Source organism: Nocardia arthritidis (assembly GCF_011801145.1).
GTDB lineage: Bacteria > Actinomycetota > Actinomycetes > Mycobacteriales > Mycobacteriaceae > Nocardia > Nocardia arthritidis_A.
Window position 1 is genome coordinate 2,744,761 of record NZ_CP046172.1, and the last position, 24,163, is coordinate 2,768,923.

Annotated in this window: 24 protein-coding genes; 15 read left to right on the plus strand and 9 right to left on the minus strand. The window is 67.3% G+C overall.

Going from position 1 to position 24,163, the window contains the following annotated elements; translation table 11 throughout:
* The first annotated feature begins 55 nt into the window (after positions 1 to 55).
* From F5544_RS12125 to F5544_RS12160, 8 genes are all read left to right on the plus strand, one after another.
* Positions 56 to 1,099, plus strand: a complete 1,044-nt coding sequence (locus F5544_RS12125) for a sulfate ABC transporter substrate-binding protein (RefSeq protein ID WP_167473285.1) — start codon at positions 56 to 58, stop codon at positions 1,097 to 1,099.
* 31 nt (positions 1,100 to 1,130) lie between these two features.
* Positions 1,131 to 2,021, plus strand: a complete 891-nt coding sequence (gene cysT / locus F5544_RS12130; protein WP_167473286.1) for a sulfate ABC transporter permease subunit CysT — start codon at positions 1,131 to 1,133, stop codon at positions 2,019 to 2,021.
* A gap of 160 nt (positions 2,022 to 2,181) precedes the next feature.
* Complete coding sequence (cysW, locus tag F5544_RS12135; protein ID WP_167473287.1) at positions 2,182 to 2,988, plus strand: sulfate ABC transporter permease subunit CysW; 807 nt, start codon at positions 2,182 to 2,184, stop codon at positions 2,986 to 2,988.
* Between the two features lie 20 nt (positions 2,989 to 3,008).
* Positions 3,009 to 4,004: a sulfate/molybdate ABC transporter ATP-binding protein gene (locus F5544_RS12140; protein WP_167479137.1), complete on the plus strand. Its 996-nt coding sequence runs from the start codon at positions 3,009 to 3,011 to the stop codon at positions 4,002 to 4,004.
* A gap of 634 nt (positions 4,005 to 4,638) precedes the next feature.
* Positions 4,639 to 5,283, plus strand: coding sequence for a hypothetical protein (locus F5544_RS12145; protein ID WP_167473288.1), 645 nt, complete (start codon positions 4,639 to 4,641; stop codon positions 5,281 to 5,283).
* Positions 5,284 to 5,854: 571 nt separating this feature from the next.
* Positions 5,855 to 7,075: an Hsp70 family protein gene (locus F5544_RS12150; protein ID WP_167473289.1), complete on the plus strand. Its 1,221-nt coding sequence runs from the start codon at positions 5,855 to 5,857 to the stop codon at positions 7,073 to 7,075.
* 173 nt (positions 7,076 to 7,248) lie between these two features.
* Positions 7,249 to 8,253 carry an AurF N-oxygenase family protein gene (locus F5544_RS12155; RefSeq protein ID WP_167473290.1) on the plus strand — a complete coding sequence of 335 codons (1,005 nt, stop codon included), beginning with the start codon at positions 7,249 to 7,251 and terminating at the stop codon, positions 8,251 to 8,253.
* Positions 8,253 to 9,833: an FAD-dependent oxidoreductase gene (locus tag F5544_RS12160; RefSeq protein ID WP_167473291.1), complete on the plus strand. Its 1,581-nt coding sequence runs from the start codon at positions 8,253 to 8,255 to the stop codon at positions 9,831 to 9,833. Before F5544_RS12155 ends, F5544_RS12160 begins: the two co-directional genes overlap by 1 nt.
* 52 nt (positions 9,834 to 9,885) lie before the next feature.
* Here the strand turns inward: F5544_RS12160 and F5544_RS12165 are convergent, their stop codons facing one another.
* Together F5544_RS12165 and F5544_RS12170 are read right to left on the minus strand one after the other, a co-directional pair.
* Complete coding sequence (locus F5544_RS12165; RefSeq protein ID WP_167473292.1) at positions 9,886 to 10,488, minus strand: DinB family protein; 603 nt, start codon at positions 10,486 to 10,488, stop codon at positions 9,886 to 9,888.
* A 28-nt stretch (positions 10,489 to 10,516) separates the two neighbouring features.
* Positions 10,517 to 11,278 carry an SDR family NAD(P)-dependent oxidoreductase gene (locus F5544_RS12170; RefSeq protein WP_167473293.1) on the minus strand — a complete coding sequence of 254 codons (762 nt, stop codon included), beginning with the start codon at positions 11,276 to 11,278 and terminating at the stop codon, positions 10,517 to 10,519.
* A gap of 541 nt (positions 11,279 to 11,819) precedes the next feature.
* Between F5544_RS12170 and F5544_RS12175 the strand changes: the two genes are divergently transcribed.
* On the plus strand, positions 11,820 to 13,766 hold the full coding sequence (locus F5544_RS12175; RefSeq protein ID WP_167473294.1) for an Hsp70 family protein: 1,947 nt from the start codon (positions 11,820 to 11,822) through the stop codon (positions 13,764 to 13,766).
* Positions 13,767 to 13,994: 228 nt separating this feature from the next.
* On the opposite strand, the gene F5544_RS12180 is transcribed toward F5544_RS12175, so the two are convergent.
* Positions 13,995 to 14,897: an aminoglycoside phosphotransferase family protein gene (locus F5544_RS12180; protein ID WP_167473295.1), complete on the minus strand. Its 903-nt coding sequence runs from the start codon at positions 14,895 to 14,897 to the stop codon at positions 13,995 to 13,997.
* Positions 14,898 to 14,912: 15 nt separating this feature from the next.
* Here F5544_RS12180 and F5544_RS12185 point away from each other — a divergent pair, with 15 nt between their 5' ends.
* Positions 14,913 to 15,053 (plus strand): hypothetical protein, encoded by a 141-nt coding sequence (locus F5544_RS12185; protein ID WP_167473296.1) that lies wholly within the window; start codon positions 14,913 to 14,915, stop codon positions 15,051 to 15,053.
* A gap of 48 nt (positions 15,054 to 15,101) precedes the next feature.
* Here F5544_RS12185 and F5544_RS12190 read toward each other — a convergent pair whose 3' ends face one another.
* Positions 15,102 to 16,112, minus strand: coding sequence for a threonine/serine dehydratase (locus F5544_RS12190; protein WP_167473297.1), 1,011 nt, complete (start codon positions 16,110 to 16,112; stop codon positions 15,102 to 15,104).
* A gap of 72 nt (positions 16,113 to 16,184) precedes the next feature.
* Between F5544_RS12190 and F5544_RS12195 the strand changes: the two genes are divergently transcribed.
* Both F5544_RS12195 and F5544_RS12200 read left to right on the plus strand, forming a co-directional pair.
* The gene (locus F5544_RS12195) at positions 16,185 to 16,823 is read left to right on the plus strand and encodes a TetR/AcrR family transcriptional regulator (RefSeq protein ID WP_167473298.1); all 639 of its coding nucleotides are present in this window, start codon (positions 16,185 to 16,187) and stop codon (positions 16,821 to 16,823) included.
* A gap of 82 nt (positions 16,824 to 16,905) precedes the next feature.
* Positions 16,906 to 17,700, plus strand: coding sequence for an HAD family hydrolase (locus tag F5544_RS12200; protein WP_167473299.1), 795 nt, complete (start codon positions 16,906 to 16,908; stop codon positions 17,698 to 17,700).
* Between the two features lies 1 nt (position 17,701).
* On the opposite strand, the gene F5544_RS12205 is transcribed toward F5544_RS12200, so the two are convergent.
* From F5544_RS12205 to F5544_RS12215, 3 genes are all read right to left on the minus strand, one after another.
* Complete coding sequence (locus tag F5544_RS12205) at positions 17,702 to 18,475, minus strand: anti-sigma factor (RefSeq protein WP_167479138.1); 774 nt, start codon at positions 18,473 to 18,475, stop codon at positions 17,702 to 17,704.
* A complete protein-coding gene (locus F5544_RS12210; protein WP_167473300.1) occupies positions 18,472 to 19,014 on the minus strand; it encodes a sigma-70 family RNA polymerase sigma factor in 543 nt (180 codons plus the stop codon). The genes F5544_RS12205 and F5544_RS12210 overlap by 4 nt, the downstream gene beginning before the upstream one ends.
* A gap of 205 nt (positions 19,015 to 19,219) precedes the next feature.
* A complete protein-coding gene (locus F5544_RS12215; protein WP_167473301.1) occupies positions 19,220 to 19,630 on the minus strand; it encodes a VOC family protein in 411 nt (136 codons plus the stop codon).
* A gap of 94 nt (positions 19,631 to 19,724) precedes the next feature.
* Between F5544_RS12215 and F5544_RS12220 the strand changes: the two genes are divergently transcribed.
* Positions 19,725 to 20,666: a helix-turn-helix transcriptional regulator gene (locus F5544_RS12220; protein ID WP_167473302.1), complete on the plus strand. Its 942-nt coding sequence runs from the start codon at positions 19,725 to 19,727 to the stop codon at positions 20,664 to 20,666.
* A 215-nt stretch (positions 20,667 to 20,881) separates the two neighbouring features.
* Complete coding sequence (locus tag F5544_RS12225; protein ID WP_167473303.1) at positions 20,882 to 21,379, plus strand: hypothetical protein; 498 nt, start codon at positions 20,882 to 20,884, stop codon at positions 21,377 to 21,379.
* 57 nt (positions 21,380 to 21,436) lie between these two features.
* On the opposite strand, the gene F5544_RS12230 is transcribed toward F5544_RS12225, so the two are convergent.
* Both F5544_RS12230 and F5544_RS12235 read right to left on the minus strand, forming a co-directional pair.
* Positions 21,437 to 22,120 (minus strand): SGNH/GDSL hydrolase family protein, encoded by a 684-nt coding sequence (locus F5544_RS12230; protein ID WP_238847205.1) that lies wholly within the window; start codon positions 22,118 to 22,120, stop codon positions 21,437 to 21,439.
* 8 nt (positions 22,121 to 22,128) lie between these two features.
* Positions 22,129 to 23,547 carry an MFS transporter gene (locus F5544_RS12235; RefSeq protein ID WP_275107025.1) on the minus strand — a complete coding sequence of 473 codons (1,419 nt, stop codon included), beginning with the start codon at positions 23,545 to 23,547 and terminating at the stop codon, positions 22,129 to 22,131.
* Here F5544_RS12235 and F5544_RS12240 point away from each other — a divergent pair.
* The gene (locus tag F5544_RS12240) at positions 23,458 to 24,078 is read left to right on the plus strand and encodes a TetR/AcrR family transcriptional regulator (protein WP_167473304.1); all 621 of its coding nucleotides are present in this window, start codon (positions 23,458 to 23,460) and stop codon (positions 24,076 to 24,078) included. The two genes, F5544_RS12235 and F5544_RS12240, sit on opposite strands and share 90 nt — an antisense overlap.
* The last annotated feature ends 85 nt before the right edge of the window (positions 24,079 to 24,163 follow it).

Genomic DNA, 24,163 nt, shown 5'->3' on the forward strand with positions numbered 1-24,163 from the left:
TCACCGTCCGCCCGTCCCGGCGGCGACGGTGATCCCGCAGGAAGGGCACCAGCCGATGTCTCGCAAATCTTGGCTCGCTCCGCGCCGGTACGCCGCCGTCGCCGTCACCGCGCTCGCGGCGGTCGTCCTCACCGCATGCGGCGGCGGAGCCAGCGACACCGTCGGCGGCGGCAGCGGCGACAAGAGCGGCGGCACCCTCAACCTCTACGCCTATTCGGTGCCGAAACCCGGCTTCGACAAGGTGATTCCGGAGTTCAACAAGTCCGAGAAGGGCAAGGGCGTCCAGATCCAGCAGTCCTATGGCGCGTCCGGCGATCAGTCACGCAAGGTGAAGGACGGCGCCGACGCCGATGTGGTGAGCTTCTCCGTCGAACCCGACATCACCCGCCTGGTCGACGCGGGCCTGGTGGATTCGAGCTGGAATGCCGACGCCACCAAGGGAATTCCGTTCACCTCGGTGGTGGTGCTCGCGGTGCGGCCCGGCAATCCGAAGGGCATCAAGGACTGGGACGACCTGCTGAAGCCGGGTGTCGAGGTGGTCACCCCGAACCCGTTCAGCTCCGGTTCGGCAAAGTGGAATCTGTTGGCGCCGTACGCGGCCAAGTCGGAGGGCGGTAAGAATCCGCAGGCCGGACTGGACTACCTGAGCAAGCTGATCACCAAGGACCATGTGAAGGTGCAGCCGAAATCGGGCCGCGAGGCCACCGAAACCTTCCTGCAGGGCACCGGTGACGTGCTGATCAGCTACGAGAACGAGGCCATCTTCTCCGAGCGCAACGGCGACAAACTGGAACACCTTCTCCCGCCCACCACCTTCAAGATCGAGAACCCGGTCGCGGTGTTGAAGAACAGCAAGAATGCGGAGAAGGCGGTGGCGTTCAAAGACTTCCTGTTCACGCCCGCGGGCCAGAAGGCTTGGGCCGCTGCCGGATTCCGCCCGGTCGACCCGCAGGTGACGGCCGACTACGCCAAGGATTTCCCGGCGCCGCAGAAGCTGTGGACCATCGCCGATCTCGGCGGCTGGAAGACGGTGGACAAGGAGCTGTTCACCCCGAACACCGGCTCGGTCGCGGTGATCTACGACAAGGCGACGAAGTAAACCGGTAATCCAGAGCGCACCCGGAATACTCATGACAGTGACAGACCGTATTGACACCGAGACCGGGGACGATCCGGGTCTCGGCGGGTCGGTGGCACCTTCGCGCAGGCGTTGGTCCTGGCTGCGGGTGACCGGTTCGGTCGGCCCGCTCGGCATCGCGACCGCGGTGCTGTGGCTCAGCGTCATCGTGCTGCTGCCGCTCGCCGCGCTGACCGTCACCTCGTTCGACGAGGGCTGGTCCGGATTCTGGGCCGCGATCAGCGCGCCCGCCGCGGTGGACGCGCTGCGGATCACCGTGCTGGTCTCGGTGATCGTCGCGCTGGTGAACGTAGTGATGGGCACCCTCGTCGCCTGGGTGCTGGTGCGTGACCGGTTTCCCGGCAAGGGGATCGTCAACGCGCTGATCGATCTGCCGTTCGCGCTGCCGACGATCGTGGCCAGCATCGTGCTGCTCGCGCTCTACGGCCCGCAGAGCCCGATCGATATCCATCTCAGCGCGACGCAGCCGGGTCTGGTCGTCGCGCTGGCGTTCGTGACGCTGCCGTTCGTTGTGCGCTCGGTGCAGCCGGTGCTGATCGAGGCGGACAAGGAGGTCGAACAGGCGGCGCTGTCGTTGGGCGCCGACAACTGGACTACCTTCCGCCGCATCGTATTACCGACGCTCGCGCCATCGATCATCAGCGGCGGCGGCCTCGCATTCGCCCGCGCCATCGGCGAATACGGTTCGGTGGTGCTGATCGGCGGCAATATCCCGCGCAAGACCGAGATGGCCTCGCAGTACATCCAGAAGCAGATCGAGATCGACCGGCCGGTCAACGCGGCCGCGGTTTCGGTTGCGCTACTTGTCATCTCGTTCGTGACGCTGCTGGTGCTGCGGCTGCTCGCCGAGCGGTCCGCCAGGAAAGAGCAGGCCACCCGTTGAAACTCTCTGCGCTGACCCGTATTTCATTGCGGACAGTGGGGTACGCACGACGACACCTCGCTGGCGCTCGGCTTTCGTCGTGCGTACCAGGAGTTGTTCCGAGATCGGGGGCGCTCCGCTTCCCCGATCTGCGTGGCGTGGCTCCGAGGGGAGAGCGAGGATGAAACTTTCTGCGCTGACTAGAGTTTCACTGCGGACAGTAGCGCTGGCTTACTTGTTCGTACTGTTGCTGCTTCCGCTGATCATCATCCTGTGGCGCACCTTCGAGAAGGGGATCGGCGCGTTCGTCGATTCGATCAGCACGCCCGCCGCCATCTCGGCGTTCCAGCTCTCGCTGCTCATCGTCGCGATCACGGTGCCGGTGAACGTGATCTTCGGTATTGTCACCGCGATCGCATTGGTGCGCGGAAAGTTCCCGGGCCGCAACCTGGTTCAGGGCATCGTCGATCTGCCGTTCGCGGTGTCGCCGGTGGTGGTCGGTGTCGCGCTGATCCTGCTGTGGGGCGTCGACGGTTGGTTCGGCGGTCTGGAAGATCTCGGCATCAAGGTCATCTTCAATCTGCCCGGCATGGTGATCGCCACCATCTTCGTGACGCTGCCGTTCGTGGTGCGCGAGGTAGAACCGGTGCTGCACGAGATCGGCGACGATCAGGAACAGGCCGCGGCCACGCTCGGCGCGTCGCGCTGGCAGACGTTCTGGCGGATCACCTTGCCCGCCATCCGCTGGGGCCTGACCTACGGCATCGTGCTCACGGTGGCCCGCGCACTCGGCGAATTCGGTGCGGTGATCATGGTTTCCTCGGCGCTGCCCGGTAAATCGCTGACCCTCACCCTGCTGGTGCACAACCGATACATCAACGACCACAACACTTTCGGCGCGTACAGCGCGGCCACCCTGTTGATGGGGCTGGCCCTGGTGACCCTGCTGCTGATGACCCTCCTCGAACGTAAGCGAGCGACCAAATGACCTCGGTCGACACCAAGAACATGATCTCGGTCTCGGGTGCGAAGAAGCGCTACGGCAGCTTCGCCGCGCTCGACGACGTCTCGATCGACATCCCGTCCGGCGCGCTCACCGCACTGCTGGGCCCGTCCGGATCCGGTAAGTCGACGCTGCTGCGCGCCATCGCCGGACTGGAGACCCTCGACGCCGGAGTCGTCGTGATCGGCGACCGCGATGTCACCGGGGTGCCGCCGCAGAAGCGCGATATCGGCTTCGTCTTCCAGCACTACGCCGCGTTCAAACATATGACGGTGCGCGACAACGTCGCCTTCGGTCTGAAGATCCGCAAGCGGCCAAAGGCCGAGATCGCCAGGCGGGTGGACGAACTGCTCGGCATCGTGGGGCTGGACGGTTTCCAGCACCGGTATCCGGCGCAGCTGTCCGGCGGTCAACGTCAGCGCATGGCGCTGGCCCGCGCGCTCGCGGTGGATCCGCAGGTGCTGCTGCTGGACGAGCCGTTCGGCGCGCTGGACGCCAAGGTCCGCGCCGATCTGCGGACCTGGCTGCGCAGGCTGCACGAGGAGGTCCATGTGACCACCGTGCTGGTCACCCACGATCAGGAGGAGGCGCTCGATGTCGCCGACCGGATCGCGGTGATGAACCGGGGCCGGATCGAACAGGTCGGCACGCCGGAGGATGTTTACGACCGGCCCGCGAACGAATTCGTGATGTCCTTCCTCGGCGCGGTGGCCCGGTTGAACGGGCATCTGGTGCGGCCGCACGATATCCGGGTCGGGCGCGATCCCGGTATGGCGCTGGCCGCGCACGAGGGGACCGCGGAATCCGCCGGCGTCACCCGGGCGACGGTGGAGCGGGTGGTGCATCTCGGCTTCGAGGTGCGGGTGGAACTGCGCAATGCCGCGACGGGGGATCTGTTCGCGGCGCAGGTGACGCGCGGTGACGCGGAGGCGCTGCGGCTCTCGGATGGCGAGACGGTATACGTGCGGGCCACCCGGATTCCGGACCTGCCCGCGCAGTGATCCGAATACCGGTGTGCCGAATCGGGATTCGGAGTTCTCCACAGCCCCGAGTTATCCACATTCGGGGCTTCGGGGGTTGTTCGCCGGCGTTCGCCACTCGATGATCGAGCCATGGAACTCCGATCCGATGCGTGCGCGCACCGGCGCGCGATTTCGGCCGCCGTGCGCTCGTATGGCGACCGTGTCTCGGTAAGTCATGTATCCGCGGCGGTGTTGTATGAGCTGCCCGTCCGGTGCGGCTATCGGGTACATCTGTCCGCCGATTTATGGAATCGCCGTTATTACCGGATGAATTAGATATTCGCGGAATCATTTACTTGTAACGCATTCTGCCTGGTAGACGCGATGATCAATTGGTAAACCACCGTGTTGTGATCGGCGACACGCCGGGGTGTGAAATGTCGTTGAATCCGAATCCGGTGTGATCGAATATGCCCCATGACGAACGAGTGACCCCGATGTTTTTCGGAATGTGATCTCGTAGGGCCGGATATACGGCCATGCCGCGACTCGCGATTGGTTGGCGAGTCTCCCCAATAATTCGCCGGGCCTGTTTCGCGTGCGCGGGGAAGGTGGACGCGAGCTGGGTCGTCGGCGCCTGTCGAGAATGCATGGGAATGCAATGTCGATTCGAATGAACCTGATTCTCTCCGCTGTGATCGGCTGCGCGATCGCCATATTTCCGGCGAATTCCGCGGCCGCCGAGCCGCCCGAGGTGACCGTCGAGGAGTGGCCGCTCGACCTGCCCGACGTGCCACGCACGCTGGTGCCCGCGCCGTCGGCGAGCCCGCCGATCAGCGCCGCGCCGATCGCCCAGGCGATCGACCCGTACCTGAGCGTGACGCCCGCTCAGTTGCTCGCCGGGCTGGACGGTCCGCAGATGCGGCTCGATCCGAGTCCGGAACAGTTCGAAAACGCAAGGCGCATAGTCGAAGTCGTCCGGCAGCGGCATATGCCCGCGATCGCCGCGGTGATCGCGCTGGCCACCGCGCTGCAGGAGTCGACGCTGCGCAATCTCACCGAGGCGGTCGACTACGACTCGCTCGGACTGTTCCAGCAGCGGCCGTCGGCCGGTTGGGGCAGGCCTGAACAGTTGACCGATCCGGTCTATGCCACCAACACGTTCCTGGACGTGCTCGAGCGGAAGGTGCCCGACTACGCGTCGGTGCCGCTGTGGCAGGCGGCGCAGACCACGCAGGGTTCGGCATTCCCGACCGCGTACGCGAGGTGGCAGGAGCAGGCGGCGATCTTGACGATGCGGATCCTGCTCGGTCAGTGAACGCTGAATGTTTGCTGTGATGGTGGCCGAGTCGCCGATCGCAGGGTCGGCTGGAAGGTTGCTCGGTCACTGTCTAAAGTGTTGCCGCACTTGGGCTTCGGCGTGTCGATGACGTGCCGGATAGCATGTCGGGCGGTTCGCGCCCGGTGTGTCTATCCGGCCCCGGCCGGGAGCGCATGACGGTGTGTGCGACGGTGACGGCCGCCGGGCGACCCAGGTCGCCCGGCGGGTCGCCATTCGGACTGGACGGTCCGGAGTGTGTTGCGCGACAGCGGATTAGGGATCTGTTAGGGGCTATTGCCGCATGTGACGTGAGCTTCGGACCCGGGGTGTGTCGAGGTCGGCGCGTCGGCAACCCGCCGCCGGTCGCCGCCGAACTTCGGCCTGGCGCAGCGCAATCCGCCGCGCGGCAGGTCCGAGCCGCAGACCTGCCGAATGATCTTGCCCGCCAACGCCTCCCCAAACAGGCGGGGTGCGGACAATCGGCTGTCCGGTGGTTGGCAGGTGAGTCGCGGAGTGGTTGCGTGAGGGGAGTTCGAAGCAAATCGGCTCGGCGATCAGGTGGATTGCGATGGCGGTTGGACTCGGGTTGAGCATCGGTACGGTGAACACGGTTTCCGCGCTCGCGGAAGAGGGTTCGGGCAGAGCCGACGCATCCCGTCGGCTCCGCCTCCGACCATCCCCGAGTGCCCCGCCGGGCCGCCGCCGGTCCCAGCAGCAGGCCATCACCCGTCGCACCACCCTCACCTTCGACAGCACCGGAATGACGCGGGTCGGCATGATTCCCCGGCACGGCCGAGCCATCACCGAATTCGCCGATCTCACCCAGCGATCCATCGGGCAGGCGCGGCTCGGGCACCGCGCGCTGTCCCAGGCCGATCTGGTCGCGATGGTCGCCGAATCGCTGATCGGCGAGGCGCTGCAGGATCATCGCGGTGTCAAGGGCTGGGCGGAGACCAAGCCGGCGGGGCGGGCGGGTGCGAGCGTCGGCATCACGCTGACCCATCCCGCGCGCTACGCGCCCGAACACATACAGGACCTACGCTCGGCGCTGGATGCGCTCGGACTGAATCACGTTGCGCTGGTTGCCGAACCGATCGCCGCCGCCACCTGGCTGGAGGCCGATCGTGGTCCGCTCATGCCCGGCCTCGCCCTGGTGTACGACCTCGGCGGCACCAGCCTCGACATCACGCTCGTGCGGGTCGGCGCGGGCTGCCCGGAGAATCCGATCGTCGGCGAACCGCTGCGCTCCCCGAGTTTCGGCGGCCGCGCCTTCGGCGCCATGGTGGCCGAGCGGGCCGCACGTGCGCGTATCTGTTCCGGCTCGCTCACCGTGGCATCCACCGATGAGCTACGCATCGAACATATCCGCCATTCGCTCGAACTCGTCTATCGATGCCTGCGCATCGCCGATGTCACCATGGCCGATGTCGATTGCGTCCTCGTGGTCGGCGGTGCGGCCCGGCCCGTCGAGGTCGCCCAGGTACTCGCGGGCGAGCTGGCCCGGCCGGTGATCACCGCGCCCGATCCGGAACGCACCATCGCCGACGGCGCCGCCATCCTCGGCAGGCGCGCCGCGGCCGAGGCGGAGCAGTCGACCGCTCGCCAGCACGGCAGGCGCAGCGGCGCGCATCGCGCGGCCACCAGGGCGCTGGTGCTCTCCAGGCGCACGCGCCGCCGGTTGACCAGGGTCGCCGTCGCGGCCGGTATGTCGCTCGGTGGCGTGGGTCTGGCATTCGCGCTGCCGGCGGACGGGCTGGTCGCGGGCCTGTCACAGCTCGGATTGCGCTGATACTTCGTCCGGTGTGCCGGATGGGGAAAGCTATCCGGCGGCGATCGCAGTGGGTGCCGGTCGCCGCCGGAATAGCTGATCACATACGTCGGATGTTCCAGTTGACGTGACTCCTCGTAAGTGTAACTATGGGATACAGGTAACCGGTCCCATGAGGAGAGGCAGTGACGACGATGTCCACAGCCATCACGCCCGCCGTCGACCCCGATGTCGCGAAGGCCCAGGAATACGCCGCGAAACTGCTGCTGCTGTCCGAGGGCTCGGTCAACAAGCACTTCGACCCGTTCGAAGATATCGACTGGGACAATCCGGACTTCGCCGCCGACGCCGGTGTCGAGCGGTGGATTCTGCCGAAGTCCGCCGACCTCCTCGGACGTCATCCCTGGTATCTCGCATTGCCCGTCGAGCGCCAGATCGAGATCGGGCGCTACCGGCAGGCCAATGTCGCCAAGGTCGGTTTGCAGTTCGAATCCATCCTCATCAGTGGAATGGTGATCCACAACTTCAACCAGCCCAACGGCTCGCCGGAATTCCGCTACTGCTCCCACGAAATGATCGAGGAGCACAACCACACCCTGATGTTCCAGGAGATGGTCAACCGGATCGGCGCCGATGTCCCCGGTATGGGGCCGCTGGTCAGCAAGTTCAAATACCTCGGCGCACCGGTCGCCTCGCTGTTCCCGAACCTGTTCTTCATGGCGGTGCTGGCCGGAGAAGAGCCGATCGATCACGTCCAGAAGCAGATCCTGCGCTCGGAAGAGGAAGTGCATCCGATCATGCGGGGCGTCATGGCGATTCACATCGCCGAGGAGGCCCGGCATATCTCCTTCGCTCATGAGTACCTGAAAAACCATGTGCCGGACGCGAATCCGTTCAACAAGCTGGTGCTCTCGATCGCCATGCCGATCGTCATGTGGATACTGGGCCGCTCGATCTTCACCCCGCCGAAAGCCTTCTTCAAGGAGTTCGACATCCCGGATTCCGTGCGCAAGGAGCTGTTCTACGGCTCGAAGGAATCCAAGCAGGTATTCAGTGACTTCTTCGGTGACGTGCGCACGCTGGCCCAGGACATCGGCCTGATGAACCCGATCGGCAAGGCGGTGTGGAAGCTGCTGAAGATCGACGGCCACACCACCCGCTACCGGTCCGAGCCGCTGCGCGCCGCCAAGGCCGTCTGATGCCGTATGTCGTCACGCAGTCCTGCTGCAGCGACGCGTCCTGCGTATACGCCTGCCCGGTCAACTGCATCCATCCGACGCCCGACGAGCCGGACTTCCTGACCGCGGAGATGCTGTACGTCGACCCGCAGGCGTGCGTCGACTGCGGCGCCTGCGCGACCGCGTGCCCGGTCGATGCCATCGTGTCGACGAAAAAGCTTACGGCGGAAGAGAAACCGTTCATCGAGATCAATGCCGACTTCTACCGGCAGTCCCGCCCGCGCCCGCTGCTGGCCCGGCCGGTGCCCGCCGCCGAGATCCGCACCGGGCGCGCGCCGCTGCGGGTCGCGATCGTCGGTTCCGGGCCGTCGGCCATGTACGCCGCCGATGAGCTGCTCACCCAGCCGAACGTATCGGTCACCGTCTTCGACCGGCTGCCGGTGCCGTACGGGCTGGTCCGGCACGGCGTCGCGCCGGACCACGGGAAGACCCGGCAGGTGCGCAGGCTGTTCGACATCATCTCGGCCCAACCCGCATTCGGCTCGTACCTGAATGTCGAAGTGGGGCGGGATATTTCGCACGACGAACTGCTCGGCTACTTCCATGCGGTGATCTATGCCGTCGGCGCGTCCTCGGATCGCAAACTCGGCATTCCCGGCGAAGGACTGCCCGGCACGGCATCGGCCACCGACTTCGTCGCCTGGTACAACGGGCATCCCGATCACGCGGGCGACGAATTCGAGCTGACCGACCGCAGGGCGGTGATCGTCGGCAACGGCAATGTCGCGCTGGACGTCGCGCGGATACTCACCGCCGATCCGGAAGCGTTGGCGCGCACCGATATCGCGCCGCCCGCCCTGCGGGCGCTGCGCGAGAGCAAGATCGAGGAAGTGGTGATCCTCGGCCGTCGCGGTGCGGCCGAATCCGCCTTCACCGTGCCGGAATTCGTCGGCCTGCTCGGCTCCGACGTGGATATCGCCGTCGACGGCGAGCTGCCCGACGGTGCCGAGCTGCCATACCAGGTCGGGCAGAAGCTGCGGTTGCTGCGTTCCGTCGCGGACCGGCCATTCGGGTCGCGGAAGCGAATCATATTCCGGTACTTGGCATCTCCGCTGTCGATCGGCGGCACCGACCGGGTCGCCGGCGTCGAGATCTCCCGCAATGCGCTCGTCACGGACGCGGACGGCGAGGTGCGCGCGGTACCCACCGGAGAGTCCGAATTCCTCGACGCGGGACTGGTTCTCACCTCGGTCGGCTACCGCGGTGTCGCGCTGCCCGGCCTGCCGTTCGACGAAAAGGCCGGTGTCATCCCGAATCTCGACGGCCGGGTGCTGGAGCAGTCCGGCGGCGCGGTCGTCGCCGGTACCTACGTGACGGGCTGGATCAAGCGCGGGCCGACCGGTTTCATCGGCACCAACAAGTCCTGCGCCCAGGAGACCGTCCGCCAGTTGGCCGACGACTACAACGCGGGCCGACTGAGCGAACCGGCCAGTGGCGCAACGGATTTCGATCGCTTGATCCGATCGCGCCGCCCCTCGGCGCTAGCGGGTGGCGCGGCGGCCCGCCGCAACCCGGTCCGTCGCCTGCTCACCCGCGCGTAAGCCCCGTAGTCGGCTTCCCGCGCCTGCCATCGCCTGCGCGGGAAGCCGAAACCTATGCGGGAGCGGTGTTGTCGAACTGCTTCGCGGTGTCTTCCAGCTTCGCTCGATATTGCTGCCACCAGGTCGAGTCGTGGGTGGGCATGTTGTCGTTGCCGTCACGTAGGCCCGCCGCGCCGTCGATCAACTCGCGGACGATATCGGCATGTCCGGCGTGCCGGTTGGTTTCGGCGACCACATGCACCAGGATCTGATGCAGGGTGACGGTCCGGCGGTCCTCGGGCCACCATGGGACCGAGCCCTCGGCCGTCAGCTCGAGGCTGTCGATCGTGGCGTCGGCATGTGCCCAGGCCCGACGGTAGAACCCGATGATGTCCTCGCGGGACTGTTCGGCGGTGGCCCACATGTCGGCCGTCGGATCGGCCTCGAAGTCGTATTCGGTGAGTGGTTCGCCGGATACGGGCCGGGCGAAGGTGTCGCCGAAGTAGCCGAACTCGACGGTGCCGAGGTGTTTGACCAAGCCGAGCAGGTTGGTGCCGGTCGGTGTCATCGGGCGACGCACGTCGTACTCGGACAGGCCGTCGAGTTTCCACAGCATGGCTTCACGGGCAGAGCGCAGATAACGGTGCAGGTCCGCTTTGGGGCCGGAGACAGTCATATCCTGCACTCTGCCATTTCCGCCAGGATCAGCGGGCGGTGAAGCCGCCGTCGATGGAGAGAGCCGCGCCGGTGATGAAGCTCGCCTCCTTGCTGAGCAGGTATGCACAGAACGAGGCGATTTCGTCGGGGGTGCTGATCCGGCCGAGCGGGTGCAGGGCCTTGATCGCCGCCAAACTCTCCGGGGTCGCGCCCATCGTGGCGCGGAAGGCCGGGGTATCCGTCGCGCCGGGCAGCACGGCATTCACCCGGATGCCCTGTGCCGCGGTCTCCAGCGCGACCGTGCGGGTGAGCCCGACGACACCGTGTTTCGCGGCGACATACGGTGCGACGGAACCCATTCCGACAACGCCGAGGTTGGACGCGTTGTTCAGGATGGCCCCGCCGCCCGAGGCAATGAGCGCCGGAACCTGGTGCCGCATACAGTAATACACACTTGTGAGGTTGGTATCCAGGTCGGCGCGCCAACCCGCGTCGTCGATATCCTGCACCGGGCCCATGGCGGTGACGGTCCCGGCATTGTTGAAAGCCACGTCCAGCCTGCCGAATTCGGTGAGCGCGGCCTCGGTCAGGCGGGCCACATCGGCCTCCGACGTGACATCGGTCGGCACGAACACCGCCCGTGCGCCCGTCGCGCGGACCTCCTCGGCCACCGCCTCGCCCGCGTCCTTGCCGCGCGAGCCGAGGACGACCGCGGCGCCCTCGGCCGCCAGTCGCAGGGCGACGGCCCTGCCGATTCCGGAGCTGGCGCCGGTGATCAGCGCGACCTGGTTCGCGAATCGGGTAGACATCGTTTCGATTTCCTTTCCGTCCATGCGATTTCGTCTCGGTCGACGTCATCGCGGAACCGAGTCAACCCGCTGCGGGAGCGCGCTGCTGGCGGAAAACGGTCCTGTAGTTGATGCATCATTGGTCTCGGCCTTTCGTCATACGATGCCGAAATGCTCGGCGTGAGCAATGATTTGGTTACCGACCAGTTGGTGCGTCATGACAGTGTGGGGAAGTGCCCGAAAACGGGGCGTGAGTACGGTGATGACCCGAATTTCCCTGATCGCCAAGTGGTAGCCGAATCGCCCGTGTCGCAAGGGGTTTGCGAAAGTCCAGGGGGCTGAACGGATTTGAAGAAACCGCTCTACCTGCTAATTTCTGAAATGATGGCGATCGGACAAACCTTTCGTATCAATCCGGTATCCGATAGCGCACCGAACGGTTAACCTGTAGAGGCTGTTTGGAAGACGACCGCGGCCACATGGGCCCCTGTGCACTGGACGTGGTCTCGGTACGTTGACGGGATAGCGAATGACAATAGGTCTTGGGTGCAGCATCGGCACAGTGAACTCGGTTTCGGCCTCGGTGACCGGTGAACGACCCCGACCAGCGGTACGCACGCGGCGCACCGCGGTGACCTTCGACAGCACGGGCAGCGCGCGGATCGGCGGCATACCCCAATTCACCATGGCGGTAACCGATTTCGCGGATCTGTCCCGCGATCCGGAATCGGTGGTCGTCGGCGGCAGGCTCTGGTCGCCGACGAATCTCGTCGCCGCCGTGGTGAACGGGCTGATCGAGGCGGCGGAACCGAATGCCGGAGTCGTAACCACCTATCCCGCAACCTATTCCGACAAACAGGTGGCGCTGCTGCGGCAGGCGCTCGACCTGGCGGGCGCGGCGCATGTCATGCTGGTGCCGGAGCCGGTGGCCGCCGCCGAATGGCTCGCACACGAATACGGGCCGCTGGAAACCGGCTTCGTCCTCGTCTACGACCTGGGCGGCAACTGTCTCGACGTCGCGGTGGTCCGGGTCGGCCCCGACTGGGAAAACCACCCGATGGTCGGAAAGCCCATGCGCTCATACGATTTCGGCGGGCGGCCGCTCGGCGCGATGATCGCGCGCTATGCGAAGGGTGTGCTGCCCGATCGGTCCGGATCGCTGTCCATGACATCGATCGTCGACATCGACAGCCTGCGCACCGAACACGTGCGCGATTCGCTGGAGATCGTTCGCGCCTGCGTGCGCTCGGCGGATATCACCATGTCCGATATCACCCGGGTGCTGCTGGTCGGCGGTGCGGCCCGGCCGCCCGAGGTCGCCCGCACCATCGCCGAACTCGGCCGCCCCGTGGTGATCTCGGCCGATCCGGGCCATTCCATCGCCGCGGGCGCGGCGTTCATGGCGGCCCGTACCATGGCGCCCACCGGCCCCGGCGATAACAAGACGCCGCGCGTCGCGGTATTCTCCAGCGCCGCAGCGGTTTCCGCCATGGCGATGTCCGCGATGACGGTGTTCGGCGGGCCGGGCGGCCCCGGGCCCACCGCGATACTCGACCCGTTCCCGGCGATCGACGCGCCGGTCGAAGCGCTGCTCTACGACATACACACCGAAGACCTGCTCAACCGGGATGTTCCGGTCTCCGAATGGAGTCTGTCACGCACCAGCGGCAACCCCATCGCCGGATCCGCCTACGGCCGGTTCATCACCCCCGTCGCCCGGTCCGTCCAATTGGGCCCATCCATGGCCGACAGCCTCATCGGCCACCATGCCGATCCCCGAAGCCTCAGCGACTCAATGGAATCCATGTACACCTACGCCAACCCGGCGCAGTTCGTGAACCCGCTCCCGTTCCTGCGGTCGCAACCGATCCCCGCGCCGCAATCGGGGTGGCCCCCACCGGCTCCGGTACCTCCCGCAGCGCAGCCCCCTGCCCCCGCCCCGCAGCCCCCTGCGCCGGTATCGGCTCCGGGTCCGGCTCCTGCGCCCGTCGGAGCGCCGACCACTCCCGGAACACCCACGGATACAACGGTTTCCGCGAGTACTCCGAGCAGTCCGGCCGCTTCGGGTGCTCCGGCGTCGAGTGGTGCGGGATCATCGACCGGCACGGTGTCGAGCGGTACCCAATCCGGAGCATCCGCATCGAACGGCGGGTCTACCGGTACCGTCAGCGAAACATCCTCCAGCACAAGCACTTCCAGCGGAACCACCGCGAAGGATACGTCGTCGACCAGCGGTACCTCTTCGGGCGCGTCGTCGTCGGGTAGGACTTCCTCGGGAGGCACGTCCTCCGGCAAGTCATCTTCCGACGGCAGCGCATCGGGCGCCAACAGCGGCGGCTCATCCGCGAAGGGTGACTCCACCGGCGAGAAAGCCACCACCTCGTCGCACGAAACATCGGCTAGCGGACCATCTTCCGCAGGCGCCTCGTCCGGCCGATCCGCCGAAGCCGCCGGTTCCCACGAAAGCTCGCACGACGGCTCATCCTCCGGTGGCGCGCGCGTTCACTGACCTACTGTGACGTCGTTCCCGGCGCCCGATGGTTCGCTTCTCCTTCTCCGGTCGTAGCTCGGCCCACGCTGAACCGCCCGGCGGAGACGGGATTGTCTGATGCCGTTGAATCATCCTCGAGGTGGTGCCTCGACCCTGCGATGAGGAATTCGATCGGCGAGCCCGGACCCGTTGGCGGAGCGGCCGACTCGGGGATCTCGCCGTTGGATCTGCTCGTTTCGTGACCGGTCAGGTAAGGATGCCCGCGAGCTGGTCCGTGGCTTGGATGATCCAGTCCGGATCACCGTGCTGACGGCCCCAAAGCGCGGATCTGACCGCACGAGCCTGAGCCCAGCGGCGTCCCCGATCGCGGTCGATATCGGCCGCGTCGCAATACATGTCGAGTCCGCGCAGCAGGTTGGCCTCGGGGTCGGGGGTGAACAGCAGCGGGGCGAAACGGCGACTGCGGATCACGGTGGCGGTGTCGTATGCGGGGTCACCGACATAGCCTTTAGGGTCGATCGCCATCAGGTGTTCGCGTCCGCCGATCAGGACATTGCTGTCGCTCAGGTCGCCGTGGACGAGGGTTTCGGGTTGGTCGGGGCCGAGTTCGCGAAGGGTGGCCAGGGCCGCGTCCACAACTGCGCGAGGCAGGGGATTGCCGAGTTCGGCTGCGGTGGTGCGGATCTCGTGTTCCCAGTCGGTGACCATATCGCTGATGCGCGGGAGTCCCGCTGGCGCGTCCACCGACAGTTGTCGCGACAATTCGCCCAACGCGGTGACGGCTTGGTCGAAATCGGTGACCTCGGCGAGCGTCGCGTGTCCCGATCGTTCGAGCAGCATCGCGAATCGGTCATCGTCGCGGGCGTAGAGGTGCACCGCGCCGCGCCCGTTCCATACGGTGAACGCATCGGGTTCGTGCACGTTGCCCGGATGGGGAAACGACACCTTCACCACCGCCGCGGGCAGGTCCGGATGCTGAACGGGCACAACGATTCCGACATGTCCGTGCATGATGGGCCCGTCCGGTGTACAAGACCAGCGTTGCAGCAGTTCGTCGACGAGGCCGGGGAGTGCGTCGAGCCATGCCTGGCCGGATTCTCTTTCGCGCAGCACTGTCTCGCGGGCGAATTCGTCGGGGATGTCGATCACACCCCGACTGTAAACATGCCGAAGAATCAGGTCGTCGGCTTCACCGGTCTGTGCCTCGCACACTGCGCCGACGACGGCGAGTGGTACATGGGCCACCGGGGCGAACCGGGGGAACCGATCTTCTGCTGGTCCAGCTACGGTGCGGACGGCCTGTAGGACGACTCCCGAGCACCAACCGGACCGCAGGGCCGCCCGCCGGTCGGCTCAGGCGGTTCCAGCGAGTAAAGCGGTGTCGGCGTCGGAGTTGGGGGCCAGGTCGGCGGGGTTGGTGTTCGCACCGCAAAGGATGGCGCACAGTTTCTCGCCGGGCGCTGGACGGTAGGCCTGAACCCCGTCGAATTCGGTGACGGCGGCGAAAGCGGTTGCGGCGCCGTTCTCTACGGCTATCCGGCGGCAGTCCCAGAGCGCGGCGCGTGCGGCGACGATGGCCGGGTCGGGGACGAGAATCGAACGGACGTCATAGTTTTGGGCCGCATGCAGGGCCAGCTCGGTCACCCGGGCGGCCCCGAGCGAGTCGGCCGCGATGGAGTCGACCGGCCCGTCCACCACCCGGCCCGCCTCGATCGCGACGTTGAGCGCGCGACAGTTCGCCGGTTCGACGGCCACCGTACGGATGCCGAAATGCGCTGCCACGGTGGCGATTCCGGCGAACAGCCCGCCACCGCCGACGGCGACGACAACGGTGTCGAGATCAGGCAGCTGTCGCCGGATTTCCAGCATGAGCGTGCCAGCGCCCGCGGCGATCAGCTCGTTGTCGTACGCATGCGACAGTAGTGCGCCCGATGTGGCGGCGAATTCGTGGCAGGCGGCCAGCGCCTCGTCGTATCCGGTGCCGACCAAGCGCACATCGGCGCCGTATTCGACCAGCCGGTCGACCTTTATGGCTGGTGCGGTGGTCGGCACGAATACGGTGGCGCGCACACCCTGTTGCCGCGCCGCCCACGCACAGGCCAGCCCGGCATTGCCGCCGGAGGCGATGGTCACCCCGGCCGCGGGGAGGGTGCCGCCCTCCCGGTGCGCCCGGATGAAATTCTGTGCGCCGCGCGCCTTGAACGAACCCGTGTGCTGCATGAATTCCAGCGCCAGCCACGCCTGGCACGGTTCGTCACCCGCCGCGCGGACGACGCCGTGATCCATCGGCGCGATCGTCACCGGACGCACCTGTCCGGCGATCCGCGCCGCGGCGGCCTCGACCTCGGAATAGTTCAGTTCCATTGCACTCCCTGGTATTCCACCCCGCCGTGCGGCGGCGCGCGGATAGATACACCGTATCGTACGATGTCTCCCATGCCTAGACATTCGGCGGCCCTGACACGGGCGACGCAGGAGCGGATCGCCGCGACGGCACTCGCCATCATCGACGCCGAGGGTCCCGACGCGCTGAGTTTCCGCGCGGTGGCCGCCCGCCTCGATATCTCGCATGCCACGGTGCAGCGCCGCTGCGGCGATATCGCGGGCCTGCTGGATCTGTGCGTCGATCATCTGGTGAGCGCGCTACCCGAGCCGTCGCCCGGCGCCGCGTGGGCCGAGGCGACGGAGATCCGTTTCCGCGGGCTCTACCGGCTGTTGATCGCGCACACCGGCCTGGCGGCGCTGCGCGGCGCGCGCTCCTGGCTCGGACCGCGCATCCTGGAACGCCTGGTCGAGCCGCAGCTCGCGGACAATATCGCGGCGGGAATGTCGCTGGCCGAGGCGATTTCCACCTATCGTCAGCTGTATCTGTTCACCCTCGGCGCCGCGAATTTCGTCGACCACCGCGATCCGAAATCGAGTCGCCGCCGCACCCGCGCGACGCTCGCCACCCTGGACCCAACCGAATTCCCCTGCCTGACTACGGATTTCGACACGATCGCCGACGCCCTCGTCGATCACGAGGTGTACTACGAAGGTCTGCGCCGCCTGATCGCCGCCGCCCCCGTGCGGTAGTTCATATCGAATCGACAACCGCGGGTGGCGATCTCGAAGCAACCCGGGGACGCGGGATACCCCGGCGGGGCACAATGGTCCGATGGAAGTCGGAGGGGGAGCGCCCGAGCTGATCGCGCTGGATGTGGACGGCACCCTGCTGCAGACCGGTATGCCGGTGAGCGCGCGCGTCGCCGATGCCGTCCGGGCGGCGGTTGCCGCGGGTGCGCACGTGGTGGTGAGCACCGGCCGGACGCTGCTGGCCACCCGCCCGGTGCTGGCCGAACTCGGGCTCGTCGACGGCCACGCCCTGTGCTCGAACGGCGCGGTGCATATCGATGTCGCGCGCGGCGCCCCGGTCACCGTGCAGTCGTTCGATCCGGCGCCCGCGGTGTCGGCGCTGCGAAAGCTGTTCCCGGAGATGATCTTCGCGGTGGAGAAGGTCGGCGTCGGCACCTGGGCCACCGGGGTCGGACCGGCCGGGTACACCCTCGGCGAATTCCTGCTCGTCGATCACGGTGAGTTGAGCGCGGAGCCGACCCCGCGACTGAACTGCTGGCTGCCGAACGGAACGCTCGCGGATATGTTGCTCGCCTTGGCGGCGTTCGAAGTGCCGGGCGCGAGCTGGGTGCACGGCGAATTCGGGCCGTGGCTCACGGTTTCCCGGCAGGGCGTCTCCAAAGGCTGGGCGCTGGAACGCCTTCGGTGCGCGCTCGGCATCCCGACCTCGGCCACCCTCGCCATCGGCGACGGCTACAACGACCGCGAAATGCTGAACTGGGCCGGGCATTCCGTCGCCATGGCCAACGCGCCGGACGACGTCAAGGAGTACGCCGACGAGGTCACCGGCGATGTGCTCGACGACGGTGTCGCGGCGGTGCTGGAACGCTGGTTCTGATTCAGGCCAGATCGATCTGCGCGACCATCGGCGTCGTCGGTCCGGCGGAGCCGGCGACCGGTTCGGCGGTGATGGTGACCAGCCGGATGTCCTCGGGGAGGTCGGCGACGAGTTCGGTGCTCCGGCCCGCCGTTCGCATCATGCCCGCCGACCGCGCCGTCCCGTCGTGGCGGACCAGCCACAGCTGATATTCGTGCTCGTTGTCCAGCGCAGGCAGCCCGAAGGCGGAGACCGCCACCTTCCCGACGCTCTGTGAGAGCACCGCGGTAGCCGATCCACCCCCGACCACGACGACGCCGTCCCTGGTCACGGCGTCGCGAGCCCGCCGAACCTGCTCCAGCGGCACCGGGGCGCCCGCCTCCTGTTCGTGATCGAGCAGGAGCAGTCCGCCGACGAAGGTCGCGGCGGCCGCGGTGGCGGCGAGCCCGGCGGCGATCCGGGTGGTCCACCGGTGGCCGCCGGTGCGCGCCGGTTCGGTGTCGAATTCGAAGGGCGGCATAATCGATGTGCCGGCGAGGTCGTCGAGCGGCGGCATGACGGCGGTGCTGTCGAGCCGCTGATGCGCCCGGATATCGGCCAGTACCTTGACTTTCACCGCCTCGGCTCGGGCCGGTGGCAGTGCGAGCGCCAATCGCGCTGTCACCGAGCGTAATTCGGCGATCTCCCGGCGACAGTCCGGACAATCGAGCAGATGTGATTCGAAGGTGGCCCGCTCGATGGCGTTCAATGCGTCGAGTACGTAAGCGCCGGTGTCGGAACGGGTTTCGCAGGTCATGCCCGAACCTCCATATCGCGCAGCGTGATCAGGCCGTCGCGCATATTCGATCGCACGACCGTGACGGATTCGGCCAGCGCGGTGGACACCTCGTGATCGGTGTAGCCGCCGTAGTAGGCGAGGATCAGTGACCGCCGCTGTGGTTCGGTGAGCTGGTTCAGCGCGGCCGACACCGGGTCGTGCGCCAGTTCGTCGAGCGTGCCCGCCTCGTCGAACCGCTGCCCGGTGCGTCGATCGCGTGCGTGCTCGTAGCGCACCCGGTCGACCGCGCGCTGGTGCGCGATGGTCAGCACCCAGGCCAGCGCGCCGCCGTCGGCTTCACCGAACCGGTTCGCCTTCAACCAGACCTCGAGCAGCACCTCCTGGGCCACCTCTTCGGCAAGGTCCCGGTCGTGCAGGATTCGGGTGACGATGGCGAGCACCGGCCCGGCGATCGCGTCGTAGAGCTCGGCGAAGGCGTGCTCGTCGCCGCAGGCGACGCGGCCGAGCAACCGCTCGAGCGGTGCGGCGGTGGGTACTGCTCGGGTGCGACTGACCATGCGGTGTCCTTCCAAGCTCGACCGGGGCCGACGGCTGGTGTGTGCCAGATCATAGGACCCCGGTCGTATCGCAACGCCTCGGCTACCTGTTTCGCGCGCATCGATTCCGCAACAACCTGCACGGTCGCGCCCGTTATCGGTGGGGTGCGACCGCCGCTCGGCGGCTCGCAATCGATGGGAAAACGCTGCGCGGCAGTGGGATCGGTCAGTCGACTCCGCCGGTCCGCGCCAGCACCTCCAGGTAGTGCGGGTTCGACATCAACCCGAGCACGTTGCCGAACGGATCGACCACCGAGGCCGTGATGAAATCACCGTCGCCGTGCCTGGTGACCGGCAGGTACAGTGTCGCGCCGAGTTCGAGCAACCGCGCGAGCGTGCCGTCGAGGTCGTCGACATGCCAGTTCAGGATGGCCCCACCGGGCGGATTCTTGGCGCCGGCCGGGCCGTACGCGCGATTGATGATGCCGAATTCGTGCTGGTAATCGCCGAGCCGCCACTCGAGGTAGCCGCCGGGCACCTGGTAGTACGGCTCGATACCGAAGAACTCGGTGTACCAGGCTCGGGCCGCCGCCAGGTCGTCGGTGTAGAAGGTGCTGGTCGCCATTCCGCGCAACATTTCGGATCTCCTTCGGGTCGTTTCGACTTGCTTGTATCCATCGTCGAGCCCAAAGTGCGCACCGAATGAGCACTTTTATCGGCAGAATCAAATCATGCGAGCGGACAGGTTGGTGGCCACCCTGCTGCTGATGCAGGCGCGTGGCCGGGTCACCGCGGCGGAACTGGCCGCGGAGTTGGAGATTTCGGTGGCGACGGCCCGCCGCGACCTCGAGGCGCTCTCGGCGGCGGGCGTTCCGGTCTATCCGCAGCCGGGCCGGGGCGGTGGCTGGTCGCTGATCGGCGGCGCGCGCACCGATCTCACCGGATTGACGGCGGGTGAGGCCAGGGCGCTGTTCCTGCTGGCCGGGCCGACCGCGGGGTCGGTGCCCGAGGCGAAGTCGGCGCTGCGAAAGTTGGTGCGCGCGTTACCGCAGACGTTCCGGGGTGATGCGCAGGCGGCCGCCGACGCGGTGATCATCGATCCGGCGCGCTGGGGTCAGCCGAATCGCGAGATACCCGCCCTGGTGGGTCTGCTGCAGCGTGCGGTGGTGCAGCGCAACAAGGTTCGCTTCGGATATCGGAGTAGGGGCGCTGCGCCGTCCGAACGCATCGTCGACCCATGGGGTTTGGTCGACAAGGACGCCGACTGGTATCTCATCGCCGGAACGGAGCAGGGGCAGCGCACATTTCGGGTCGACCGCATATCCGATGCGGTGGTGACGGACGAAACGGCGCACCGGCCGGCGGATTTCGACCTCGACGCCGCCTGGGCGCGGGTGGTGGACGAAATGGAGCGGCGGCGCGCCGAAACCTCCGCCACCGTGCTGATCACCGCCCACCTGCTTCCGGTGCTGCGGAAACAGCAGGGCCGCAACTGTGTTCCGGACGGCGAAGCGTCCGACGGACGGGCTCGGTGCCGCGTCACCGCGCCGACGCCGCACATGCTCGCCCAGCAACTGGCGGGCTGGGGCGCCGATATCGAAGTGCTCGGGCCGGAATCGGTCCGGCAGGAACTGGTCGCCATCGGGCGGGAGCTGGTCGACCGGTACCGGTGAATCCGAGGGCTCGCCGCGCGAATTTCAGGGCGGGGATCGCGGTCTGTCCGATTCGGCTATGTGAATCGAAATCCATTGTGACAGAAGGAATAACGCGTTCATCCCGGTTTTGGTGATGTCTGAAGTGTCCGATATGTTGGGGCGTTCGGCCCGATGTGGGCCGGGCAGCTGATTCGAGACGTCCGATGCGGACGTCAGGGGAAGGGATAACGAATATGGTCCGTCGGACCTTTGGGCGCACCGGTCTCAAGGTGATCGCAGCCGCACTGCCGTTGGCGGTCGGAGTCATGTTCTCCGGTGTGGCCGCGGCCGATCCGGGGCCGGTGGCCTCGGCGGCCGCGCCGGTCGCGCTCGTGCAGTCCGCTGCCGAGGTCTCCGCGCCGGTCGCGTCGCAGCCGGTGGTCGAGGCGCCGGTCGCGCAGCCCGTCGCCGCGGTGCAGGCGCCGGCCGCCACCCCGGTGGCCGGACTGCCGTTGGATGAGGTCGCCACCAATCCCAATGCGCAGAACCACGATCCGCTGGCCAACGGCGCGGTCGCGGGCATCATGGCCGGCGCCGCCGCATCCGGCATCCTGGGTGCGGTGAGCGGTCTCGGCATCATGAGCATCCCGCTCGCGATCAGCGGCGCCATCTCCGGCGCGCTGTGGGGTGCGGTGATCGGCCTGGTGGTCGGCGCGGTCGCGCCGCAGGCCGTGCCGCAGGTGCTGCCCTGATAGGGTGATACCGGGCCGTGTCGAGGACGAAAGTCCTTGACACGGCCCGTTTTTCGTTCAGTGGGCGGAGACGCGCCGACCCAGCGCGCGAATCACCTCGGCGGCCACCACCGCGTGCCCGCTCGCGGTGAAATGGATGAGATCCGCGCTCATCAGATCCGGGCGCAGCCGCAGCGGATGGTCCCAGAAGTCCACCAGCACAGCGTCATAGCGCGCGGCCGTCGCCCGAATGACCTCGTTCACCCTGGCCATCGGCGCGCGCATCGGCCGCATCGGCGCCATCCGCTCGAGATCCCAAACATCGGCCATGGTGAACGTCGACAGCTGCGCACCCGTCCGGGCCAGCGCGCCGAAGAGGGTATCGAGATTGGTGCGCAGGGCGGCGATGCTGCCGTGGCCGGTGAACAAATCGTTTCCGCCGCAGACGATGTGCACCAGATCGGGCCGGAATTCGATGATCTCGTCGAGCTGTTCGGCGACGACCTGTGCGCTGGTCGCCCCCTGCCGGCCGGTATTGCGGTATGCCACAGCGGGTTCGATCGAGGTGAGGATATCGGCGACGCGGTCGGCCCAGCCGAGGTTCAGATAGCCCGGGCTGGGATCGCGCACTCCCTGGGCGATGGAATCGCCGAGTACCGCGAACCGCCGCCACGGTGCGTCGCCGAGCAGGCGGCGGGCGGCTTCGGTGGACAGCAGCATCGGGTCGTCGGCCTCGGTGTGAATATCGTTGCTTGTCACCATGTCTCCTGTCAGGCCGGTTCGTTCGCGGCGTGGGTGGGGATCGCCAGTACTGCGGCCGCGACGACGGAGATCCCGGCGCATACGGCGAACAAGGTGTGGAAGGCCGACAGCGCATTGTCCGCGTTGGCCGCGAATATCGCGGCCGATACGGCGACTCCGAGCGCGCCGCCGACCTGGCGAGCGGTGAGATTCATTCCGATACCGGCCGCGAACCGTTGCGGCGGAAGCGAACTCGCGGCCGCGGTACCGAGCACGGTCACCACGATGCCGACCCCGCCGCCGCCGATCAGCCCGGCGGGCACCCAGGCCGACCACAGCGCGGGGATCGTGCCGAACGCATCGGAACTCATCCAGCCTGCGGTGGCCGAGAACATCAGTGCGCCAACGACTCCCAGCCAACGGCGCGGTGCGGGGCCGGTGACCCGCCCGGCCAGCGTCGCGGTCACCATGGACGACACGGCTCCGACGGTCAGCGCGGCGGCCGAACCGAGCACCGAATACCGCCAGATCGCGTCCAGGAACAGCGGTCCCGCGAGCAGCCAGGCGAACATCGCCGCACCGAAGACGAACAATACCGCGTTCGCCTGCGCGTACGGCCTGCTCCGCCACAGCTCGACGGCAATGGCAGGATTGTGGTGCCGTGTCGAACGAGCAAGTGCCGCAAGGAGTATCAGCCCGCCGAGGATCAGCGCGGTGAGCGTGCCCGGAGCGGTCCAGCCCCAGCGCTGGCCCTCGGTGACGCCCGCGACCACCGCGCCGAGTCCGGCGGCCACGGCGACGGTGCCGAGCGGATCGGGCAGTGCGCCCGCGGACCCACGTGCGTCCGGGATCCGCAGCCCGGGCACGATCAGCAGTAACGCGACCGGAATATTGATCATGAACACGGCGCGCCAGCCGAAGACGTCGACCAGCGCGCCACCGAGCGCCGGACCCACGACAGCGGCGAATCCGCCTGCGGCGGACCAGGTTCCGATGGCGGCGCCGATGCGTTTGCGCGGTGTCACGCTCAGCACGAGCCCGAGTGCGGATGGCACCAGCGCCGCCGCGGTCGCGCCCTGGAGCACCCGGCCCGCGATCAGCCAACCCGCGCCGGGCGCGAGTCCGCACAGCAGCGAGGTGAGGGCGAATCCGGCGAGTGCGATGAGGAAGAGCCTGCGCCGCCCGAATATGTCGGCGAAGCGGCCCGCCGGGGTGAGCAGTGCCGCGAATGCCGCGGCGTAACCGCTGACCACCCAGGTCAGGGTGGCGGTCGGCGTGCCGGGATAGTCGCGGGCGATGGCGGGGAAAACTACGACCGACCGTTCGTATATGCAAGGCGGAGATGGAAGAATGGACCCGTGACCACCCCGAACACCACCTCCGACCAGCAGGGAACCGATCAGCGCCTGGCCAAGGGCGCCCGCGCCAGAGCCGCCATCGCCCGGCACGCGGTCGACGTCGCCTCGGTCGAGGGGTTGAACGGGGTGACCATCGGCAGGCTCGCCACCGACCTCGGCATCAGCAAGAGCGGTATCGCCACCCTGTTCGGCAGCAAGGAGGCGCTGCAGGTGGCGGCGGTGAAGGCGGCCAGGGAAGTGTTCATCGAGGAGGTCGTCGCCCCGGCCATGTCCGAGCCGGGCGGGCTGCCTCGGCTGCGGGCGCTGATCGATGGCTGGTTCGAGCACATCACCAGCCCGGTCTTTCCCGGCGGCTGTTTCCGCGTCGCCACCATCGCCGAATTCGACAGCAGGCCCGGCCCGGTCCGCGATGTCATCGCCGAAGACCACCGCGACTGGCTCACGTTGCTGGCCAAGGAGATTCGCCGCGCACAGGAACAGGGGCGGCTCGGTGCCCGCGACGCCGACATGATCGCGTTCGAACTCGACGCCGTGGTATCCGCGGCCAATACCGCGCGTCAGATGGGCGACGAACCGGGCGTGGCCACCGCGCGCGCCATCATCGATCGGTTGCTGACCTGAAACTCTTTGCCGGACACGCTACTTCGACATGCCCGAACGGGTACGCGGCGCGGGCGTAAGATCGCGGACATCCGCGGTGGCCCGA